This window comes from Vibrio sp. 1-2 (7-a) (genome assembly GCF_013048515.1).
Classification (GTDB): domain Bacteria; phylum Pseudomonadota; class Gammaproteobacteria; order Enterobacterales; family Vibrionaceae; genus Vibrio; species Vibrio diabolicus.
The window spans coordinates 1,626,751-1,644,233 of record NZ_VHSQ01000001.1 but is presented as its reverse complement, the minus strand read 5'-3'; the positions used below and the strand labels follow the sequence as shown (position 1 = coordinate 1,644,233).

At 43.3% G+C, this 17,483-nt stretch carries 17 protein-coding genes; 7 read left to right on the top strand and 10 right to left on the bottom strand.

Annotated features, from left to right (window positions below):
• Nucleotides 1-41 precede the first annotated feature (41 nt).
• Genes rsmS through dinG form a run of 4 tightly spaced genes read right to left on the bottom strand, consistent with a single transcriptional unit; the run spans nucleotide 42 to nucleotide 3,623 of the window.
• Nucleotides 42-206 (bottom strand): pleiotropic regulatory protein RsmS, encoded by a 165-nt coding sequence (gene rsmS / locus FKN08_RS07420; protein WP_005378432.1) that lies wholly within the window; start codon nucleotides 204-206, stop codon nucleotides 42-44.
• Nucleotides 206-751, bottom strand: a complete 546-nt coding sequence (locus FKN08_RS07415) for a primosomal replication protein (protein WP_012841995.1) — start codon at nucleotides 749-751, stop codon at nucleotides 206-208. Before FKN08_RS07415 ends, rsmS begins: the two co-directional genes overlap by 1 nt.
• Nucleotides 748-1,533 (bottom strand): TSUP family transporter, encoded by a 786-nt coding sequence (locus tag FKN08_RS07410; RefSeq protein WP_170891659.1) that lies wholly within the window; start codon nucleotides 1,531-1,533, stop codon nucleotides 748-750. The genes FKN08_RS07415 and FKN08_RS07410 overlap by 4 nt, the downstream gene beginning before the upstream one ends.
• Nucleotides 1,534-1,547: 14 nt before the next feature.
• Nucleotides 1,548-3,623 (bottom strand): ATP-dependent DNA helicase DinG, encoded by a 2,076-nt coding sequence (gene dinG, locus FKN08_RS07405; protein WP_170891658.1) that lies wholly within the window; start codon nucleotides 3,621-3,623, stop codon nucleotides 1,548-1,550.
• A 514-nt stretch (nucleotides 3,624-4,137) separates the two neighbouring features.
• On the opposite strand from dinG, the gene FKN08_RS07400 reads away from it, so the two are divergent.
• Nucleotides 4,138-5,217 (top strand): porin, encoded by a 1,080-nt coding sequence (locus FKN08_RS07400; protein WP_170891657.1) that lies wholly within the window; start codon nucleotides 4,138-4,140, stop codon nucleotides 5,215-5,217.
• 76 nt (nucleotides 5,218-5,293) lie between these two features.
• Nucleotides 5,294-5,971 (top strand): DUF2057 family protein, encoded by a 678-nt coding sequence (locus tag FKN08_RS07395; RefSeq protein WP_170891656.1) that lies wholly within the window; start codon nucleotides 5,294-5,296, stop codon nucleotides 5,969-5,971.
• 85 nt (nucleotides 5,972-6,056) lie between these two features.
• On the opposite strand, the gene FKN08_RS07390 is transcribed toward FKN08_RS07395, so the two are convergent.
• The gene (locus FKN08_RS07390; protein WP_170891655.1) at nucleotides 6,057-6,758 is read right to left on the bottom strand and encodes a pseudouridine synthase; all 702 of its coding nucleotides are present in this window, start codon (nucleotides 6,756-6,758) and stop codon (nucleotides 6,057-6,059) included.
• 311 nt (nucleotides 6,759-7,069) lie between these two features.
• On the opposite strand from FKN08_RS07390, the gene FKN08_RS07385 reads away from it, so the two are divergent.
• Nucleotides 7,070-9,295, top strand: coding sequence for an NADP-dependent isocitrate dehydrogenase (locus FKN08_RS07385; RefSeq protein WP_170891654.1), 2,226 nt, complete (start codon nucleotides 7,070-7,072; stop codon nucleotides 9,293-9,295).
• A 187-nt stretch (nucleotides 9,296-9,482) separates the two neighbouring features.
• Here FKN08_RS07385 and cspD read toward each other — a convergent pair whose 3' ends face one another.
• Nucleotides 9,483-9,701: a cold shock domain-containing protein CspD gene (gene cspD, locus FKN08_RS07380; RefSeq protein WP_005378407.1), complete on the bottom strand. Its 219-nt coding sequence runs from the start codon at nucleotides 9,699-9,701 to the stop codon at nucleotides 9,483-9,485.
• A gap of 704 nt (nucleotides 9,702-10,405) precedes the next feature.
• Here cspD and clpS point away from each other — a divergent pair.
• The gene (gene clpS, locus FKN08_RS07375; protein WP_031780157.1) at nucleotides 10,406-10,726 is read left to right on the top strand and encodes an ATP-dependent Clp protease adapter ClpS; all 321 of its coding nucleotides are present in this window, start codon (nucleotides 10,406-10,408) and stop codon (nucleotides 10,724-10,726) included.
• A 50-nt stretch (nucleotides 10,727-10,776) separates the two neighbouring features.
• Nucleotides 10,777-13,044 (top strand): ATP-dependent Clp protease ATP-binding subunit ClpA, encoded by a 2,268-nt coding sequence (gene clpA / locus FKN08_RS07370; RefSeq protein WP_005390700.1) that lies wholly within the window; start codon nucleotides 10,777-10,779, stop codon nucleotides 13,042-13,044.
• 136 nt (nucleotides 13,045-13,180) lie between these two features.
• Here clpA and infA read toward each other — a convergent pair whose 3' ends face one another.
• The 3 genes from infA to aat all read right to left on the bottom strand — a co-directional run bounded on the left by infA (nucleotide 13,181) and on the right by aat (nucleotide 14,886).
• Nucleotides 13,181-13,399: a translation initiation factor IF-1 gene (infA, locus tag FKN08_RS07365; RefSeq protein ID WP_001040192.1), complete on the bottom strand. Its 219-nt coding sequence runs from the start codon at nucleotides 13,397-13,399 to the stop codon at nucleotides 13,181-13,183.
• 81 nt (nucleotides 13,400-13,480) lie between these two features.
• Nucleotides 13,481-14,182, bottom strand: coding sequence for an arginyltransferase (locus FKN08_RS07360; RefSeq protein ID WP_170891653.1), 702 nt, complete (start codon nucleotides 14,180-14,182; stop codon nucleotides 13,481-13,483).
• Nucleotides 14,179-14,886, bottom strand: coding sequence for a leucyl/phenylalanyl-tRNA--protein transferase (gene aat, locus FKN08_RS07355; RefSeq protein WP_048626183.1), 708 nt, complete (start codon nucleotides 14,884-14,886; stop codon nucleotides 14,179-14,181). The genes FKN08_RS07360 and aat overlap by 4 nt, the downstream gene beginning before the upstream one ends.
• A gap of 39 nt (nucleotides 14,887-14,925) precedes the next feature.
• Between aat and FKN08_RS07350 the strand changes: the two genes are divergently transcribed.
• Both FKN08_RS07350 and aroA read left to right on the top strand, forming a co-directional pair.
• On the top strand, nucleotides 14,926-15,402 hold the full coding sequence (locus tag FKN08_RS07350; protein WP_085343563.1) for a glycine zipper 2TM domain-containing protein: 477 nt from the start codon (nucleotides 14,926-14,928) through the stop codon (nucleotides 15,400-15,402).
• A 290-nt stretch (nucleotides 15,403-15,692) separates the two neighbouring features.
• Nucleotides 15,693-16,973, top strand: coding sequence for a 3-phosphoshikimate 1-carboxyvinyltransferase (gene aroA / locus FKN08_RS07345; RefSeq protein WP_046874732.1), 1,281 nt, complete (start codon nucleotides 15,693-15,695; stop codon nucleotides 16,971-16,973).
• Between the two features lie 65 nt (nucleotides 16,974-17,038).
• Here aroA and FKN08_RS07340 read toward each other — a convergent pair whose 3' ends face one another.
• Complete coding sequence (locus FKN08_RS07340; protein WP_005387884.1) at nucleotides 17,039-17,287, bottom strand: YciN family protein; 249 nt, start codon at nucleotides 17,285-17,287, stop codon at nucleotides 17,039-17,041.
• Nucleotides 17,288-17,483 lie beyond the last annotated feature (196 nt).

The window sequence follows — 17,483 nt, the reverse complement described above, 5'->3', positions numbered from 1 at the left end:
GCACTGAAAACGAGTCTCGGTGAAAGGAGCGAAACGTTGGGCTACTTTGCTTTTAATTTGTTTTCTAAGTCGTTTTGCACGATCTTCAAAGCGTTAAGCGCAACTTCTGGATCTATCTCATTGCTCTCAAGTAAATAGATCAAATCGACAGCCAATTTGATCTCTTCAGGTGCGTCATCTAAAGGCGAGGTTGGTTGATCGGCCATTATTGGTGTTTTTCCCTATGTGTAATTTGGTTCTCTAGTTTCAGAAGCGCTGCCTCACAACGTGCCAAACGTTGCTCGGTCGCTAGTAACACTTTCTGAGCCTCGGCACGCATAAAACTAGGAGCGGTTTCGACAGCACGTTCTTTTTCTAACACCATTTCGCGCAAGCGTCTTGCCCACTCTTGGTGTTGAGCGAGTTCCTGGTAAAGCACGTTAATAGGCTTGCGGAAATGGCTGCTATGTTTGATCTCATTCTTGCGAATTTTGGTGGTAGAAATCTCGCGTTGAATCGCACCGATTTGCGCTACTAACCGTTCAGTGAGGTACTCAGCACGCAAAGCGGTGAGCTTACCTTCATTTTGCTCACGCACAATCGCATCCAGCGTAGCTTTTGCTTCTTTTACGCAAGGAGTAAGTAAGCGAGAGCGACAACCAAATAAGCGCTCATCAAAAAGCGGAACATGGTGTTCGCCTCTTTGACGGTCAAGAACAGCGGCTTGCTTCGCCATTTGTTCTAGGTTTTCCTGGAGTTGAGAAATGTTCATGACAAACCTACAAACCATGCGTCATAAGCCAATTTTATGGCCAGTATACTGACGACAGTAACAAATACAGGGCGAATGAATTTAGAACCAAACCGAATGGCGGAATGCGCGCCAACAAAAGCGCCAGCCATTAAACATACCCCCATTGTTAAGCCTAGCACCCAGTTGATATGACCGAGGACTGCAAACGTAATCAAAGAGGTAAAGTTGCTGGTAAAGTTCATTGCTTTTGCTAAGCCAGAGGCGAGCAAGATATTCAGCCGATACAGAGCCATTGAACTGACCGTCCAAAAAGCCCCAGTTCCAGGCCCTGCGAGCCCGTCATAGAACCCTATGGATAATCCTTGCATGTACTGTTTTCTATGAAGTTTTGGGCAAGGCTTGGGAATTGGACTTTGATGAGGAGAGTGTGGTGTTTTATGGAAGACGGTATATAACGCCGCCGCTAAAATAACAAGGGGTAACCCTTTTTCTAGCCAATCCGTGCTAATCGCGTCCACAAGTAGGGTACCTAATGTTGCTCCGACAAGCGTCGCTATAAATGCTCTTCCCCAGCATTGAGGCTTGAATAAACGTTTCTTGTAGTACGTAAATGCCGCAGTAGAAGAGGCAAAGGTAGCCGCAAGTTTATTGGTGCCTAGTACAATATGGGGCGGCAAGCCCAACGATAATAGAGCAGGTACGGTTAGCATGCCACCACCACCGGCAACTGCATCAATAAATCCAGCGACAAAAGCGACAAGCGCCAACACCAACAGCATAGTTGGCTCAATCATTTCCATAAATGGTGATTCTTCTAATATTCTATTTTACGTTTAAATGGAGGTAGTGAGTCGATTAAGGCTTGTCCGTATCGCTTAGTGACTAGGCGTCGATCAAGAATCGTTACTCTACCAGAATCTCTCTCTTTACGCAGTAAGCGACCTACGCTCTGGATCAGCTTTTTGCTTGCGTCAGGTACAGTTATTTGCATAAACGGGTTCCCACCTTTTTTCTCGATATATTCGGAGTGAGCCTGTTCGACAGGAGAGGTTGGAACACCAAATGGAATTTTTGTAATCACCAAGTTTTCAAGTAATTCGCCAGGTAAATCTAGCCCCTCAGAGAAACTGCCAGTACCAAATAAGATGCTGGTTTTATTTGATTCTATTAGCTTTTTATGTTTTTTTAGAATTTCTTGACGTGAGCTTTCACCTTGAACTTGCAACGCCCAGCCTTTTTTTATGAACTCCGAAGACAGCGCCTTCGAAACTTGGTTCATCTGCCAATAGGATGAGAATAATACTAAGTTGGCTTTCTTGTCTTCCAAGTACTTAGGCAATATCTCGATAAGATATTCAGTAAATTGAGGCGCTGGTGGTTCATATTTCATCGCAGGGATGAGCAATTCTGCCTGGTTTTGGTAATCGAATGGTGACGCAAGCGCTAAAAACTGTGTGCCTGATTCTGGTTTTCCATCAATACCAACCTGATGGCAAAAGTAATGGAAGGAGTTTAATGCACGCATCGTTGCGGAAACTAAAATGGCGCCAATGCACCTGCTCCAAATTTGTTGGTCGAGTTGCCATCCAATTTCAAGCGGAGAAACACTCACAATGAAATCACCCTCGCGATCGGGGTGGGTTTCTAACCAGCGAGCCAAAGGCGCACCTTTTTCACGAGTTGGCTCAGCCATCAAGTGCCAGACTTGCGCTAGGTTTTCTAACCTTTGAATGTAGAAGCCGAGCTCTGCAAGCGCTGGTTCAGCCAATCTTGTCGCAAGCTCCCCATCTTTTACTCTTTCCGCAATAAGGTCGGCAATTTTTGCCACACTTTGATTTGCTTTTTTACTGAACTGCTTTAACTCTTTGGATTGGTTCTCTAGCCATTCTGGCAGTTCACCGTGCTCAAAGCGGTAGATACTCTCTTCAAATTGAGCTGGATCGAACTGTTTAGGCTGTTGAGTCAGTGCTGGTATCAAGTTCTGAACCGCGTCTTGAAGGTCGTTGCGAAATCGAGCTACGCGTTTCTCGTCTGCGAGCGATGAAAACTTGCTAATCGACTGATTTAACTTCTCAAGCCACGCTGCCGCACCTTTTAAGCTCGCAGATGCTGAAGCATGATCGCGGGCGACATGAGGCAAGTGATGTGCCTCGTCAAAGACGTATATCGTGTTTTCTGGCTCAGGTAAGATTACTCCGCCCCCCAAGTCTGCGTCTGCCATGACGAGAGAGTGGTTCGCAATGATGACATCATTCTTATCCAACTCTGAGCGCGCTTTTTGAAATGGACAGCCGCGATGGCCGGGTAAGCTGTTATTACAACTGTGTTTATCACTGACAATCAGTTGCCAAAGCTTATCATCGATGGTTTTAGGCCAAGAATCACGGTCACCGTCCCATTTACCTTGCGCAAGAGAGCGATGCATTGTTTCCAACAGCTCTATATCTTTTTGCTTAGGTTTGGTTTCGAACATGGCTAACTGACCACCATCAGCACCACAAGCTGAAGCAAGTTTTTCTGCACAACAATAGCGTTGACGGCCTTTTGCCAAAATAAAAGAAAACTCTCGGTCGGTAATCCGACGAAAAAGAGGGAGGTCTTTATTTATGAGCTGCTCTTGCAGAGCTACGGTCGCCGTTGAGATAACCACTTTTCTATTGTTATGTACAGCCACGGGGATGGCAGCCATTAGATAGGAGAGCGACTTACCAATTCCAGTCCCTGCTTCTGCAACCAGTATTCGGTTAGATTTGTGGTACTGACCGCACAGCGTTTTTGCAATCTCTGCAACAAGGTAGTTTTGTGCTCTTCTAGGTACAAAGTTATCAAGTTGATCTTGCAGGTTTTGATAGCTATTACGAATCGATTTTTGAATGTTACTGGTCAGCATACGGGCCTCAAATGCGTTGGAGGCGAATAGTAGCACACATCACTAGTTGTACAGTAGTTCACAAAACGGAATGCTTTTATGAGGAATGTAGATCTTCTTCACAAAAAAATATTGAACCTTATCTAAATGAAATTAATTTCATTATATGAAAAATATAAAACTCCAAATATGATATTTGTATGGTTTTTTATTCTATATATTGTGTTTTTTAGTATTTGTTTTGGGTTTAAAGTCTAATTGTTAATGGTTTTATAAATTATGAAAAATCAAGAGGATTGATTAGATGTTCGTCGAATAAATAAAGATAAACTTTTCAAGCTGTTGTTTTTAAATGTTATTTTTGTTTTTTTACATTGGTATTTAGAAAATTTGACAGCCAGAATAATCTTTTGCACTCTTAGCTCCAGATTTTGAGAAGGCGCTGTATAACGTTTTGTTAACGCTCTATCTCAAACATATAAAAAAGGGAACCAGACAAGGATATCCCGAACTAAGAAAAGGCAGTGGATTAATTATGAAAAAAACTCTATTAGCACTAGCTGTAGTTGCGTCTGCAACTTCAGTGAACGCAGCTGAAGTATTCAAATCTGAAGAAGGTTCTGTAGATTTCTACGGTCAGCTACGTCCAACTCTTCTATTCACAGAAAAAACTGATCACACAGCAGAGCTAAACACTAGCTCTTCTCGTACTGGTGTGAACGCGGTTTACGTTGTTGACGAAAGCCTAAAAGTTCTGGGTGAAGTTGAGATCGGTGTTGCTCTAGGTGACAACTACGACGCAGGTGCTGATTCAAGCGAGCGTACTGATGACTCAGTATACGTACGTCGCCACATCATCGGTTTTGATATGGGTGATATGGGTACTCTTCGCTTCGGTAAAGAAGGTACTTGGGCTGATGACGTATACTTCGCAGATTACTCTTACTTCTTCGGTGGTAACGCAGCGGAAACTGCATACGGTCACGCTTGGAACAACGATTCTCAAATCAAATACGCTTACGAAAATGACGCATTCTGGCTAAAAGCTGGTTACGCGCTAGGCGAAAAAGATTCTAACGAAGAAGTACTAGAAGTATTCGTTGGTAAATCTTTCAACGACCTATCTCTACACGCTGGTGTACTTACTGCGAACAACGACATCAACGTAACTAAAGAGAAAAAACTAGTTCTTAATGGTGTAGAGCAAACAGTTTCTCACACAGAGCGTACTGATAACGAAAACCTATCTTTTGAAGTAACTGCTGAGTACGCACTAGACGAGCACACTCTAGGTGCTACGTACTACTACAACGAAAACGAAGATAAGCTAGGTAAATCAACAGTTGATTCACACTACATCGTTGTAGCTGGTATGTTCGCTGTTGCTCCTAAAACAACTCTATACTCTGGTTACGAGTACCTAGCTCAGTCTACTGACGAAGCAGGTAAAGTAGACGCAGACTCTTCTTGGTTCTACGCTGGTGTTGAATACAAGTTCTCTAAATGGGCACGTGTATTCGCAGAAGCGGGTTACACTTTCGAAGGTACTGACTTCGACAACAAAGATACAGACGACGCAACTAACTTCGGTGTTGGTGCTCGTTTCTACTGGTAATCAATACCCAGTTTGATATTGTAAGACCCAGCTATATGCTGGGTCTTTTACTATGAAGATAAGGATGAAAAATTCTATGCAGTTATCATTAAAAGTGGCAATGGCACTGTCTATTTTTGCCAGTACAAACCTCTACGCTGCAACGACTTTAGTGGTTCCAGAAGACGTGAAGTTATTGGCCGTCAACATGGAGAAGCCAGATCTAGAAGGTGGTCTTTTTTCTAGTGAGAAGACAATTGAGATCCCCGACGGAACTAACCAAATTGTCTTCAAATATCAACCTGCTTTTGAAACAAACGAAAACCTTAAGACAGTTTACAGTGACGTGATCATCGCTAAGTTTGATGTTGAAAATGAAAAACTAAAGTTTGAACTGCCAGAGTTTAAAACTCTTCGCCAAGCGCAAAACAACATCTCGCCTCTAGATTGGCAACTGCTGGATACCAAAGGCCAACCTATTGCTTTGGTCGAAGATGTATTAGAGTCAGATGGTGTTCAAATTGGTCGTAATTACCCTCAAGAATCTCGTAACTACAATATTGCTGGCGGTATCGCGAGTGTTGCCGTTAGTTATGTAACTGTGAATCAGCATCAACAATCAGTAAGTGATATCGAGCCTCGAGTTGAGAGTAATGATACCCGTTCAACAGTCGCATCGAACGACAGCCCAATGGTTGATGTATTAAAGACGATGTACAATAAAGCGTCTCCGGCGGAAAAAGAGGCATTTAAAAACTGGCTTGCTGAGCAGTAATCCCTTAGTTCATTAGATAGGGCTTAACTGAAAAAGTACGAATCTAAAAAGCAGGCTTTAAGCCTGCTTTTATCTTTTCTGCCTATTAGAGAGAGATTTCTCTCCATTCACCAGGCATTAGGTCGTTAAGGACGATATCACCCATCGAATGACGAATGAGGCGCAAAGTAGGGAAGCCAATGTGCGCAGTCATGCGACGCACCTGACGATTTCTTCCTTCAATAATGGTAATGGCTAGCCACGTTGTTGGGATATTTGCCCGAAAACGAACAGGAGGGGTTCTATCCCAGACTTGTGGTTCTGGAATCACTTCAACTTCGGCTGGTAGGGTCATACCATCTTTTAGCTCTACTCCCTTTCTCAATTTTTCAAGATCTTGCTCTAGAGGAGCGCCATCGACTTGAACCCAATAAGTCTTCGGGGATTTTGACTTTGGCTGCGTGAGCTTCGCCTGCAAGATGCCATCGTTAGTGAGCACCATCAAACCTTCGCTGTCTCGGTCCAATCGGCCAGCCGCATAGACATCTTTGATTGGGATATAGTCCGCTAACGTTTTGCGACCATCACCATCGGTAAATTGACTGAGCGTGTCGTAAGGCTTGTTGAATATAATGACTTTACGGTCTTTTGGATCCACTTTTGGCTTTTGGTTTCTTGCTGAGCGAACAGGGCGACGGTTTGTTTGAGTACGAGTCTTTGAGCCATTGCGAGCTCCTGAGTGTTTAAATCGGCCCGTTTGGGATTGATTGCGACCGCGACCTTTTTCATGACCTGTACGAGATGACATGTTAACTACCCTGCAAAAATGTAAATGAACTGTGTTTGAAAGTTTTAAGTTTTCTCATGATCGGATATGATTTGCGCGCCTAAAACTAACAAACGCGCACAGAATGATAGACTAATTCGTGTTATTTGTTTAATTATATCAGTGCACTCATGGATTCAGAGCCCAGAGCTTCAAACTACAACAAAGAGTGTGAACCGCATGTGGCGTTAGTGAGGAGACATGTACTGCTAACGTGCAGCAATGCGTCAATTAAACCAACTCAGACGCTGAGTTGATCAGCCAACAAGTTGATTAAAAAATAGGGAAATTTCATGCCTACAGAAAAACCTACAATTATCTACACCATCACTGATGAAGCGCCGGCGCTAGCAACTTATTCATTACTACCAATCATTCAATCATTCACAGCATCGTCTGGCATCAATGTAGATACTCGTGATATTTCACTAGCAGGTCGAATTATCGCTAACTTCCCAGAGCATCTAAAAGAAGAACAGCGCATTGGCGATGCGTTGACAGAGCTTGGTGAACTAGCTCAAACTCCAGAAGCAAATATCATCAAGCTACCTAACATTTCAGCTTCAGTTCCTCAGCTTAAAGCGGCGATTAAAGAGCTTCAGGCGAAAGGTTACGATTTACCAAACTACCCAGAAGAACCGAGCACGTACGAAGAGAAAGCGATTAAAGCGGCTTACGACAAAATCAAAGGTAGTGCGGTTAACCCAGTACTTCGTGAAGGTAACTCAGACCGTCGTGCTCCAACTTCGGTTAAGAACTACGCGAAGAAAAATCCACATTCAATGGGTGCGTGGTCATCAGAGTCTAAGTCTCATGTCGCGAGCATGTCAGATAACGACTTCTTTGGGAGCGAAAAGTCGACAACCATCTCTGGCGCAACAGAGGTCAAAATCGAGTTCGTCGGTAATGACGGTACAGTTAAAGAGCTTAAGCCGGCTTTCCCATTACTAGATAAAGAAGTCATTGACACTTCAGTGATGAAGAAGAAGGCGCTGGTTGAATTTTTCGAGAAAGAGATTGCTGAAGCGAAAGCACAAGACGTGCTGCTGTCTCTTCATATGAAAGCGACGATGATGAAGGTTTCTGACCCAGTCATTTTCGGCCATGCAGTGAAAGTTTACTACAAAGACGTTTTCGATAAATACGGTAAGCTGTTTGAAGAACTGGGCGTTGATGTAAACAATGGCATTGGTGATGTCTACTCGAAAATTGAGTCTCTACCTGAAGCGCAAAAAGCAGAAATTGAAGCGGCCATTCAAGCGGTTTACCAAACTCAACCAGAACTTGCGATGGTTGACTCTGATCGTGGTATCACAAACTTACATGTACCAAGCGACATTATTGTAGACGCTTCTATGCCAGCAATGCTTCGCTCTTCTGGTCAAATGTGGGGACCAGATGGTAAACAAAAAGACACCAAAGCGATGATACCAGATCGTAGCTACGCAGGTATTTACCAAGCGGTGATTGATTTCTGTAAAGAGCACGGCGCATTTGATCCGACCACTATGGGTAGCGTGCCTAACGTTGGCTTAATGGCTCAAAAGGCAGAAGAATATGGTTCTCACGACAAGACGTTCATTCTAGATGCAGCGGGTACCGTTCGCGTTGTTGATACTGCGGGTAACGTATTGTTAGAGCAAGCGGTTGAAGAAGGCGATATCTTCCGTATGTGTCAGGTGAAGGACGCACCAATCCAAGATTGGGTTAAACTAGCAGTGACTCGCGCACGTGCAACAGGTGTTCCAGCTGTATTCTGGCTAGACGAAAACCGTGCGCACGATGCTGAACTCATTAAGAAAGTAAATACCTACTTACCAGAGCACGATACTGAAGGTCTAGAGATTAAGATCCTATCTCCTGTTGATGCTTGTAAGTACTCGCTAGAGCGTATGAAAGCGGGTCTGGATACTATCTCTGTAACGGGTAACGTTCTTCGTGACTACCTAACAGACCTGTTCCCAATTCTAGAGTTAGGCACGTCAGCTAAGATGCTATCTATCGTTCCATTGATGAATGGCGGTGGTCTATTTGAAACCGGTGCTGGTGGTTCTGCTCCTAAGCATGTTCAACAAGTAGAAAAAGAGAATCACCTTCGTTGGGATTCTTTAGGTGAGTTCTTAGCACTAGCTGCATCCCTAGAACATCTAAGTGTGGTGGCAAACAACCCGAAAGCACAAGTTTTGGCGGATACGCTAGACAAAGCGACTGGTGAGTTTTTAGATACCAACAAGTCTCCATCACGTAAAGTGGGCGAATTAGATAACCGCGGTAGTCATTTCTACCTCGCACTTTACTGGGCGAAAGCACTTGCCGAGCAAACAGACGATGCTGATCTCGCTGCTGAGTTTGCACCGATTGCGAAAGCGTTGTCAGAGCATGAAGAAAAAATCGTCGCTGAGCTAAACAACGCACAGGGTGTGAAAGGAGAACTGGGCGGTTACTATCTGCTAGATGATGCATTGGTTTCTAAGTTGATGCGCCCAAGCGAAACCTTTAACGCGATCATTAACAAGTAAAATAGATGAAAAGAGCACGTCGCTTTCGGCGTGTTTCTTATTTTATCAATACTTTGTATATGGTCTATCTGCATTTCATAAGCTACAAATAGTAAGAAACCCGCTATCTTGGCGGGTTTATTTTTCTCTTCAGAACATCAAAATGATGTTTCGAGAGCAATATTTTTATTTTTCGACAGCGCTCTAATTATTTGGCTTGACCTTCAAGAGGCACGACGCTACTCGCGTGACAGCCTTTGGGACCTTTTTCAATCTCGTATGAGACTTGTTGGCCTGCTTTCAGTGTACGATAACCGTCCATCTGGATAGTTGAGTAGTGGGCAAAGATATCTCCCTCTTCTTCATCTGAACAAATAAACCCAAATCCTTTGGCATTGTTAAACCACTTTACTGTACCTGTAGCCATGCTTTTACATCCCTCATGCATTTTTTACTGAGTTGTTACAACAACCAAGTTATACCTTTAACCTGGTACTACTATTGTCAGCGAACGCTAACAAACATCTAGTCAATGAGAAATCACATTCACCAAGCTGCTTAAAAACAAATGGATTCAAAATGACGATTTATGCATCAACACTTTCCACTGTAGTCAATGAATCCCGACAGTCAATAGCATTAAGCAACAAACAGAAACATAATTGAAAACAAATCACTTTTGAGATTAACAAATTTGCAAACAGTTTTTCGTATATACGTGGAAGTTTGGTCAATTAGCCTGCAAAGTAGTATTCACTGGAAAAACCATACTGTTCGTGTTGCTTATGATAGATGAATCCTCTAACTGAATAAAAAATGAAGTTTTCGTGATAATTACCCCATTCTCAGTTAGGAAGTGTGATCTCGGTAGAAGACTGAGAGATGTTTCGCAATAGCTCGGAGGGGGTAAAAAGAAAGTTATTTTATAAGTAAAAATGTGTAACTTATCGACAAGCATCTTTTATTTGCGCCCCCTCAAGACCTGCATTAGTCTCTATATTAGGTAGCAACTTTTATCGATCAAAGATCGAATTCGGTGCCATATCTCACTACACCGCGCTGCACGCTTGTGGTAGATTGTTTTTATAGGTCGAAAACATCAACCCTTTGATACGATATCTTTGAATTGCCATGAGTAAAAATTTTGAATGGGTCACTCCGGACTCTGATCTTCTGGAGCGAGAAAGTACGAAAGTTCAGCCACCTAAGCTGTACAATGTTGTACTAAATAATGATGACTACACACCTATGGATTTCGTCATAGAGGTACTTGAGCGATTCTTTTCACATGACATTGATAAAGCGACTCAGATCATGCTCAAGATTCACTATGAAGGAAAGGCAATCTGTGGCACTTACAGTGCAGAAATTGCCGAAACAAAAGTAGCGCAAGTTACGATGTACGCAAGGGAAAATGAACATCCGCTACTTTGCACTATGGAGCAAGCGTAAACAAAGAAGACTTGCTCGAACAACCCAAGTTGTTTTTTCGGGAGGTACTTATGCTAAATAAAGAACTAGAGTCAAGCCTTAACGGTGCATTTGCTCGGGCGCGAGATAAACGCCACGAGTTTATGACTGTCGAACACCTCCTACTTGCATTATTGGAAAATGATGCAGCTAAGGAAGCCCTTTTAGCTTGTAAAGCGGATCTTGACGCTTTACGTAACGAACTCGATATATTCATCGATCAAACTACGCCTCTTATCCCAGACAGTGATGAGACGCGTGAAACCCAGCCGACTTTGAGTTTTCAACGTGTGCTACAACGCGCCGTCTTTCATGTACAGTCGTCTGGCCGCAACGAAGTAACAGGTGCAAACGTGCTTGTGGCGATCTTCAGTGAGCAAGAGTCGCATGCCGCCTACCTACTGAAGAAAAACGACATCTCCCGCTTAGATATTGTTAACTTTATCTCCCATGGTATTACTAAAGCGTCAGGTGCAAGCGAAGACCCATCATCAGACTCGTTCAGTTCAGAGAGTGTCGAAGAGCCGAATTCTGAAGAACGTTTGGAAAGCTTTGCGACTAACCTTAATCAGGTCGCTAAAGATGGCAATATCGATCCACTGATTGGTCGCGATAAAGAGCTAGAGCGCACTATTCAAGTACTTTGCCGCCGCCGCAAGAATAACCCATTACTAGTGGGTGAAGCCGGGGTAGGCAAAACAGCCATCGCAGAAGGTCTTGCTTGGCGAATTGTAGAAGGGCAGGTCCCGGAAGTTATTCAAAACAGCGTGATTTACTCATTGGATATTGGTTCTCTATTGGCTGGTACTAAGTACCGTGGTGATTTTGAAAAACGCTTCAAGGCGATTTTGAAACAGCTTGAAAAAGAAGAAGATGCAATTTTGTTCATCGATGAGATACACACAATCATCGGTGCGGGTGCGGCTTCTGGTGGTCAAGTTGATGCCGCAAACCTTATCAAACCTCTACTAAGTAGCGGTAAGTTGCGTTGTATCGGCTCGACTACATACCAAGAATACAGCAACATTTTCGAGAAAGAGCGTGCGTTGTCCCGTCGCTTCCAAAAGATTGACGTTGTAGAGCCTTCTCTTGATGACACAACTAAAATCTTGATGGGCTTGAAGCCGAAGTACGAAGCACATCATGAAGTACGTTACACCAATAAAGCACTGCGTGCCGCGGTAGAACTTTCGGCGAAATACATCAATGAACGTCATTTACCAGATAAAGCCATTGATGTCATTGATGAAGCTGGCGCTCGCAGTCGTCTTGCTCCTGCAAGCCGCCGTAAGAAAACGGTTGGTGTTGCCGATATCGAAGCGATGGTTGCCAAGATGGCACGAATCCCAGAGAAGTCGGTTTCTTCTTCAGATAAAGACATCTTGAAGAACCTAGATAGCAAGATGAAGATGTTGGTATTTGGTCAAGATAATGCGATTGATGCATTATCCGAAGCGATCAAGCTGACACGTGCAGGTTTGGGCGTGGATAACAAACCAGTTGGTTCATTCTTGTTTGCTGGCCCTACTGGGGTGGGTAAAACAGAGGTGACGGTGCAGCTATCTAAGCTTCTAGGGATCGAGCTACTTCGTTTTGATATGTCGGAATATGGTGAGCGTCACTCCGTGAGTCGCTTAATTGGTGCACCTCCTGGTTATGTCGGTTACGATCAAGGTGGCTTGCTAACAGACGCTGTTATCAAGCACCCACATTCAGTCGTATTACTCGATGAGATTGAGAAAGCGCATCCAGATATCTTTAATTTGCTATTGCAAGTGATGGATAATGGTACGCTAACGGACAACAACGGTCGTAAAGCAGACTTCCGTAATGTAATCCTCGTTATGACAACCAACGCGGGTGTGGCTGAAACTGAGAAGAAATCAATTGGTTTGATTCAGCAAGACAACAGTCACGATGCGATGGCGGAAATTAAGAAGGTATTCACTCCTGAGTTCCGTAACCGTCTTGATAACATCATCTGGTTTAACAGCCTTGATGAAAGCGTTATCCATCAAGTTGTTGATAAGTTTATTGTTGAACTGCAGGTGCAACTTGATGCTCGTGGCGTATCAATGGAGGTATCGCAAGATGCACGCCATTGGTTAGCGAATAAAGGTTATGATAAGGCGATGGGTGCTCGCCCAATGGGACGTGTTATCCAAGAGCAACTTAAGAAACCTTTGGCTAATGAATTGTTGTTTGGCTCTCTAGTCGACGGCGGCACTGTGAAAGTAACGCTAGTAAACGACACACTTAAATTTGAATATTTGAGTGAGAAAGAGGCTGCGATGCATTAATTGCCCCGTAAGGGAAGTAAAAGCGCACGATTTTATCGTGCGCTTTTTGTTTGTCTGAACCTACTCGGAAGTAAAAATCATGCAATAAAAAACGGAGCAGTTTGCTCCGTTTTTTATTGCATCCGAAAATCAGAGATTAACGAGCGCGGAAGACGATGCGGCCTTTTGACAGGTCGTATGGAGTCATCTCTACAGTTACTTTGTCACCCGTTAGGATACGGATGTAGTTCTTACGCATCTTGCCAGAGATGTGAGCAGTCACAACGTGACCGTTTTCAAGTTCAACACGGAACATAGTGTTTGGTAGAGTGTCAAGGACCGTGCCTTGCATCTCGATTACGTCTTCTTTAGCCATTTAATCCTCTTTAGAAATTAGGCAATATTAGCGGGCTATATTCTGCCGCTAAATAGTAATTATGTAAAGTTGAGGCGTATTCTACCCTCGCCAACGCTGATTTACTAGCCTTTGGTGGCGTTGAAAGCGTGTTTTATAGTTCATTGCTGGACACTCATCAATCTGATAACCCAAATAAAGCCACTGTTGTTTGTTTTCTTGGCAGTATTTTATTTGATAGAGCACTGCCAAAGTGCCAAGAGATAACGGGTAGTCAGGGTCAAAAAAAGTATAAAACGCACTCGAACATTGAGTCATTACGTCTGTTACTGCAATGGCAAGTAATTGATTTGACTCATCGTAAATATGCAAAAACAAAGTAGTCAGCCAGCTGGTTTGGGCAAACCGAGAAAATTCATCACGCTTTGGTGGGTACATAGTGCCGTTTTTATGCCGTTTGGCAATGTAACGACTGTAAAGCGCAAACCATTCCTCATCCATTTCGGGTTTCATTTCCCAACGTAAAGGCTGTGCTTTACTGAGCAGCCTCTTCTGACTTTTTGATAGTCTAACGTCTGGAATCGAGACTCGAATTGGCTGGCAAGCATTACAATGCTCACAGTGCGGTTTATATATGGTATCTCCGCTACGACGAAAGCCGTTGGCCATCAGCAGTTGATAGTTTTCTTCAGTATGCAGCCCTGCATCAAGTGCCACCGCCACACGCTCTTGCCGTTCAGGCAAGTAACTGCAAGGGTGATTATTCGTTAATCCAATTCGAATATGTTGTATATCCGTACTCATACTGAATCCTGCAAAACTTGGGGCTTATAGGTATCAAATAGTGTTTGTTTTTCTCTTAAAGATAGTAGTTTTTGCATAAACTCGTTACGCTCTAGTTCAAATGCGCCAAGTGATGCCAAGTGCGAGTTCATAACCTGACAATCGATTAATTGACCTTGCTTTGACGCCAAATGGTTGCATAAGTACCACAATGCAATTTTAGATGCGTTATCTTTTAGGCTAAACATCGACTCTCCGCAAAAAAGTTGACCAACGCAGATGCCATATAGTCCCCCAATGAGCTCGTTGTCATGCCATACTTCTACAGAGTGACAGTGACCAAGTTTAGCTAACTCAATGTAAGATGCTTGCATTTCCTCGTTGAGCCAAGTTTCCTCTGCAGGACGTGTTGATGAACATAGTCTAATCACTTCTTCTGTCGCGAAATTGAGCGTTACTTTATAGTTATGTTTACGCTGAAATTTTTTGAGACTTTTAGACGGTTTAAACGCTAAGGGATCAAAAACAGCGCGTGGGGAAGGGCTCCACCATAGAATAGGTTCTCCAGGACCATACCAAGGGAAAATGCCTTGATAGTAACCATTGAGGATTCTCATGGGATCTAAGTCACCGCCAAAAGCAAGCAAACCATTGGGATCGCTGAGTGCTTTATACGGAGAGGGAAAGTTGAACGTATCATCGAGTTCAGTTAAATAAATAGCCATAAGAAGTCGTTACCAACATTGGAGTCAGAGGAGTTTATGATGACCTGGTTAAGAAATATCGTAAAAGTATGGCTTGGGATCATACTGTTTTTACCACTTGTCGCCAACGCAGCATATGAAAGAAATGTTGCCAAGCCGGTAAATGAAGTGGTGTATGGGAAGATTGACTCTGTCCGTTATATTACTCAGCAAGAGGTCGTTCAATCGAAAAATAATGGTTGGAAAACGCTACTTGGTGCCACAATAGGCGGTTTAGTCGGCAATCAATTTGGTGGTGGTACTGGACGAGAAGTTGCGACGGCAGTGGGTGCACTTGCAGGTGCAGCGGTTGCACAAAATCAAAGTAATTACCAATACACGGTTGAATATAAGTTAGTTGAGCTACTCATTAAAGTGAAGGGCGACAAGCTGATTAATGTTATCCAAGATGTTGATAAAAATATGCTATTTAGTCGAGGGGATGAAGTTCGTATCTTATATTTTGATGATGGAGTCAGGGTTGATATCGCTTATTAATCCTATGTTATTTTAACCTAAGGTAGCCTAACCAGGCATGCACAGTAGGGCTGGCTTATCGTCAAATAAAGTCGAAATAGCTTGCTGTTTCGTCGCGCCTCTTTCGCTCTTATTTACATCGCTGGCAATGCCTTTAATTCTGCATCTTTAGGCTACTTGAGTATATTCATAAATTAGCGCCGATTTGCTCTGGTTTTGTCGTGTTTTTTTGGGTAGTCTGAATTCACGAAGAATTGTTTAGCTCTCATAAAAAATCGTATGTTGAGGGCACAAAGGATTATCAACTTTTAATGGAAAGCCTAACGTTACAACCTATCAATAAAATTCAAGGGGAAGTGAACCTTCCTGGCTCTAAAAGCGTTTCTAATCGAGCTCTTTTACTTGCTGCTCTTGCTAAAGGCAGAACTCGCCTTACTAACCTCCTCGACAGTGATGATATCCGTCATATGCTGAATGCGCTGACTAAACTCGGCGTTCAATACCAACTTTCCGAAGATAAAACAGAATGTCTCGTTGAAGGCCTTGGGCGTCCGTTTTCTGTCTCAGAACCGGTAGAGTTATTTCTCGGTAATGCTGGCACTGCGATGCGACCATTAGCTGCGGCTCTTTGTCTTGGAGAAGGGGAGTATGTACTGACGGGCGAACCTCGTATGAAAGAGCGTCCAATTGGTCACCTTGTCACGGCACTGAAAGATGCTGGTGCGAACGTTGAGTACATGGAAAACGAGAACTTTCCGCCTCTCAAAATAGTCGGTACTGGCCTAAAAGCAGGTACAGTTTCTATCGATGGATCCATTTCAAGTCAGTTCTTGACCGCTTTCTTAATGTCTGCGCCATTGGCTGAAGGTGAAATTCGCATCAACATCGAAGGCGAGTTGGTTTCTAAGCCTTATATCGATATCACCCTGCATATCATGAAGCAGTTTGGGGTCGATGTGATCAACAACGACTATCAAGAGTTTGTGATTCCTGCCGGTCAGCAATACATCGCTCCAGGTGATTTCTTGGTTGAAGGTGACGCGTCTTCTGCTTCTTACTTCTTGGCGGCGGCAGCCATCAAAGGCGGAGAAGTTAAAGTCACGGGTATCGGTAAAAACAGCATTCAAGGTGATATTCAATTTGCTGATGCGCTTGAAAAAATGGGTGCAGAAATTGAGTGGGGTGATGACTACGTAATTTCACGTGTTGGTCAATTGAAAGGCATCGATATGGATTACAACCATATCCCTGATGCTGCAATGACCATCGCGACAACAGCGCTATTTGCCGAAGGCACTACTGCTATTCGTAACGTTTATAACTGGCGTGTAAAAGAAACAGACCGTTTGTCAGCTATGGCGACGGAATTACGTAAAGTTGGTGCGGAAGTGGAAGAAGGGGAAGACTACATCATCGTCAAACCTGTCTCTCAGTTAAAGCATGCTGCGATTGATACTTACGATGATCATCGAATGGCGATGTGTTTTTCGCTGGTGGCACTTAGTGATACGCCTGTGACGATTAACGATCCAAAGTGTACGTCGAAAACGTTCCCTGACTACTTCGACAAACTTAAGGCTTTAAGCTGCTAAATATCCTGACCTGAAACAGGAAAGCCAGAGTGAATAACACTCTGGCTTTTTTTTGTTTTCCGCTACTATTTAACCAGCGTAAATTCCTTGGAAAGGTGATGCGCTAAGTATTTGAACATATTGAATACTGCAGTCGTATTTGAAGTTGGTAAACCTTTGTCATCAAGGAAGTATTCACCTTTAAAAACTAAAACACCTTCTTTTTCTTCTACGCTTGTTGCTCGCATTCCCTCGATGTAATCATCGTGCTCTTGGATGATTTGGTTAGCGATCAAAAGAAGGTCGAACTCTTCGATAAACGTTCTATCAGACATACTTTTTCTACCATTCATTTCAGTTGAGAACGCTGAGTATACCTACAACTAAAATGGGTTTGCATGATTAATTCAGTCAATCGTTCACTTAGCCTAAACAGATCAATTTTTAGAGTGTAAGTATGATTAGTTGGAGGATATGACAGAGCCACTGAACGAAACTATTTTGTGATGCGTAACAAAATTTATTGCATTG

Excerpts from the sequence above, each read along its gene's own strand:
- rsmS (WP_005378432.1), bottom strand. The coding sequence starts at position 206 with ATGGCCGATCAACCAACCTCGCCTTTAGATGACGCACCTGAAGAGATC.
- FKN08_RS07415 (WP_012841995.1), bottom strand. The coding sequence starts at position 751 with ATGAACATTTCTCAACTCCAGGAAAACCTAGAACAAATGGCGAAGCAA.
- FKN08_RS07410 (WP_170891659.1), bottom strand. The coding sequence starts at position 1,533 with ATGGAAATGATTGAGCCAACTATGCTGTTGGTGTTGGCGCTTGTCGCT.
- dinG (WP_170891658.1), bottom strand. The coding sequence starts at position 3,623 with ATGCTGACCAGTAACATTCAAAAATCGATTCGTAATAGCTATCAAAAC.
- FKN08_RS07400 (WP_170891657.1), top strand. The coding sequence starts at position 4,138 with ATGAAAAAAACTCTATTAGCACTAGCTGTAGTTGCGTCTGCAACTTCA.
- FKN08_RS07395 (WP_170891656.1), top strand. The coding sequence starts at position 5,294 with ATGCAGTTATCATTAAAAGTGGCAATGGCACTGTCTATTTTTGCCAGT.
- FKN08_RS07390 (WP_170891655.1), bottom strand. The coding sequence starts at position 6,758 with ATGTCATCTCGTACAGGTCATGAAAAAGGTCGCGGTCGCAATCAATCC.
- FKN08_RS07385 (WP_170891654.1), top strand. The coding sequence starts at position 7,070 with ATGCCTACAGAAAAACCTACAATTATCTACACCATCACTGATGAAGCG.
- cspD (WP_005378407.1), bottom strand. The coding sequence starts at position 9,701 with ATGGCTACAGGTACAGTAAAGTGGTTTAACAATGCCAAAGGATTTGGG.
- clpS (WP_031780157.1), top strand. The coding sequence starts at position 10,406 with ATGAGTAAAAATTTTGAATGGGTCACTCCGGACTCTGATCTTCTGGAG.
- clpA (WP_005390700.1), top strand. The coding sequence starts at position 10,777 with ATGCTAAATAAAGAACTAGAGTCAAGCCTTAACGGTGCATTTGCTCGG.
- infA (WP_001040192.1), bottom strand. The coding sequence starts at position 13,399 with ATGGCTAAAGAAGACGTAATCGAGATGCAAGGCACGGTCCTTGACACT.
- FKN08_RS07360 (WP_170891653.1), bottom strand. The coding sequence starts at position 14,182 with ATGAGTACGGATATACAACATATTCGAATTGGATTAACGAATAATCAC.
- aat (WP_048626183.1), bottom strand. The coding sequence starts at position 14,886 with ATGGCTATTTATTTAACTGAACTCGATGATACGTTCAACTTTCCCTCT.
- FKN08_RS07350 (WP_085343563.1), top strand. The coding sequence starts at position 14,926 with ATGACCTGGTTAAGAAATATCGTAAAAGTATGGCTTGGGATCATACTG.
- aroA (WP_046874732.1), top strand. The coding sequence starts at position 15,693 with ATGGAAAGCCTAACGTTACAACCTATCAATAAAATTCAAGGGGAAGTG.
- FKN08_RS07340 (WP_005387884.1), bottom strand. The coding sequence starts at position 17,287 with ATGTCTGATAGAACGTTTATCGAAGAGTTCGACCTTCTTTTGATCGCT.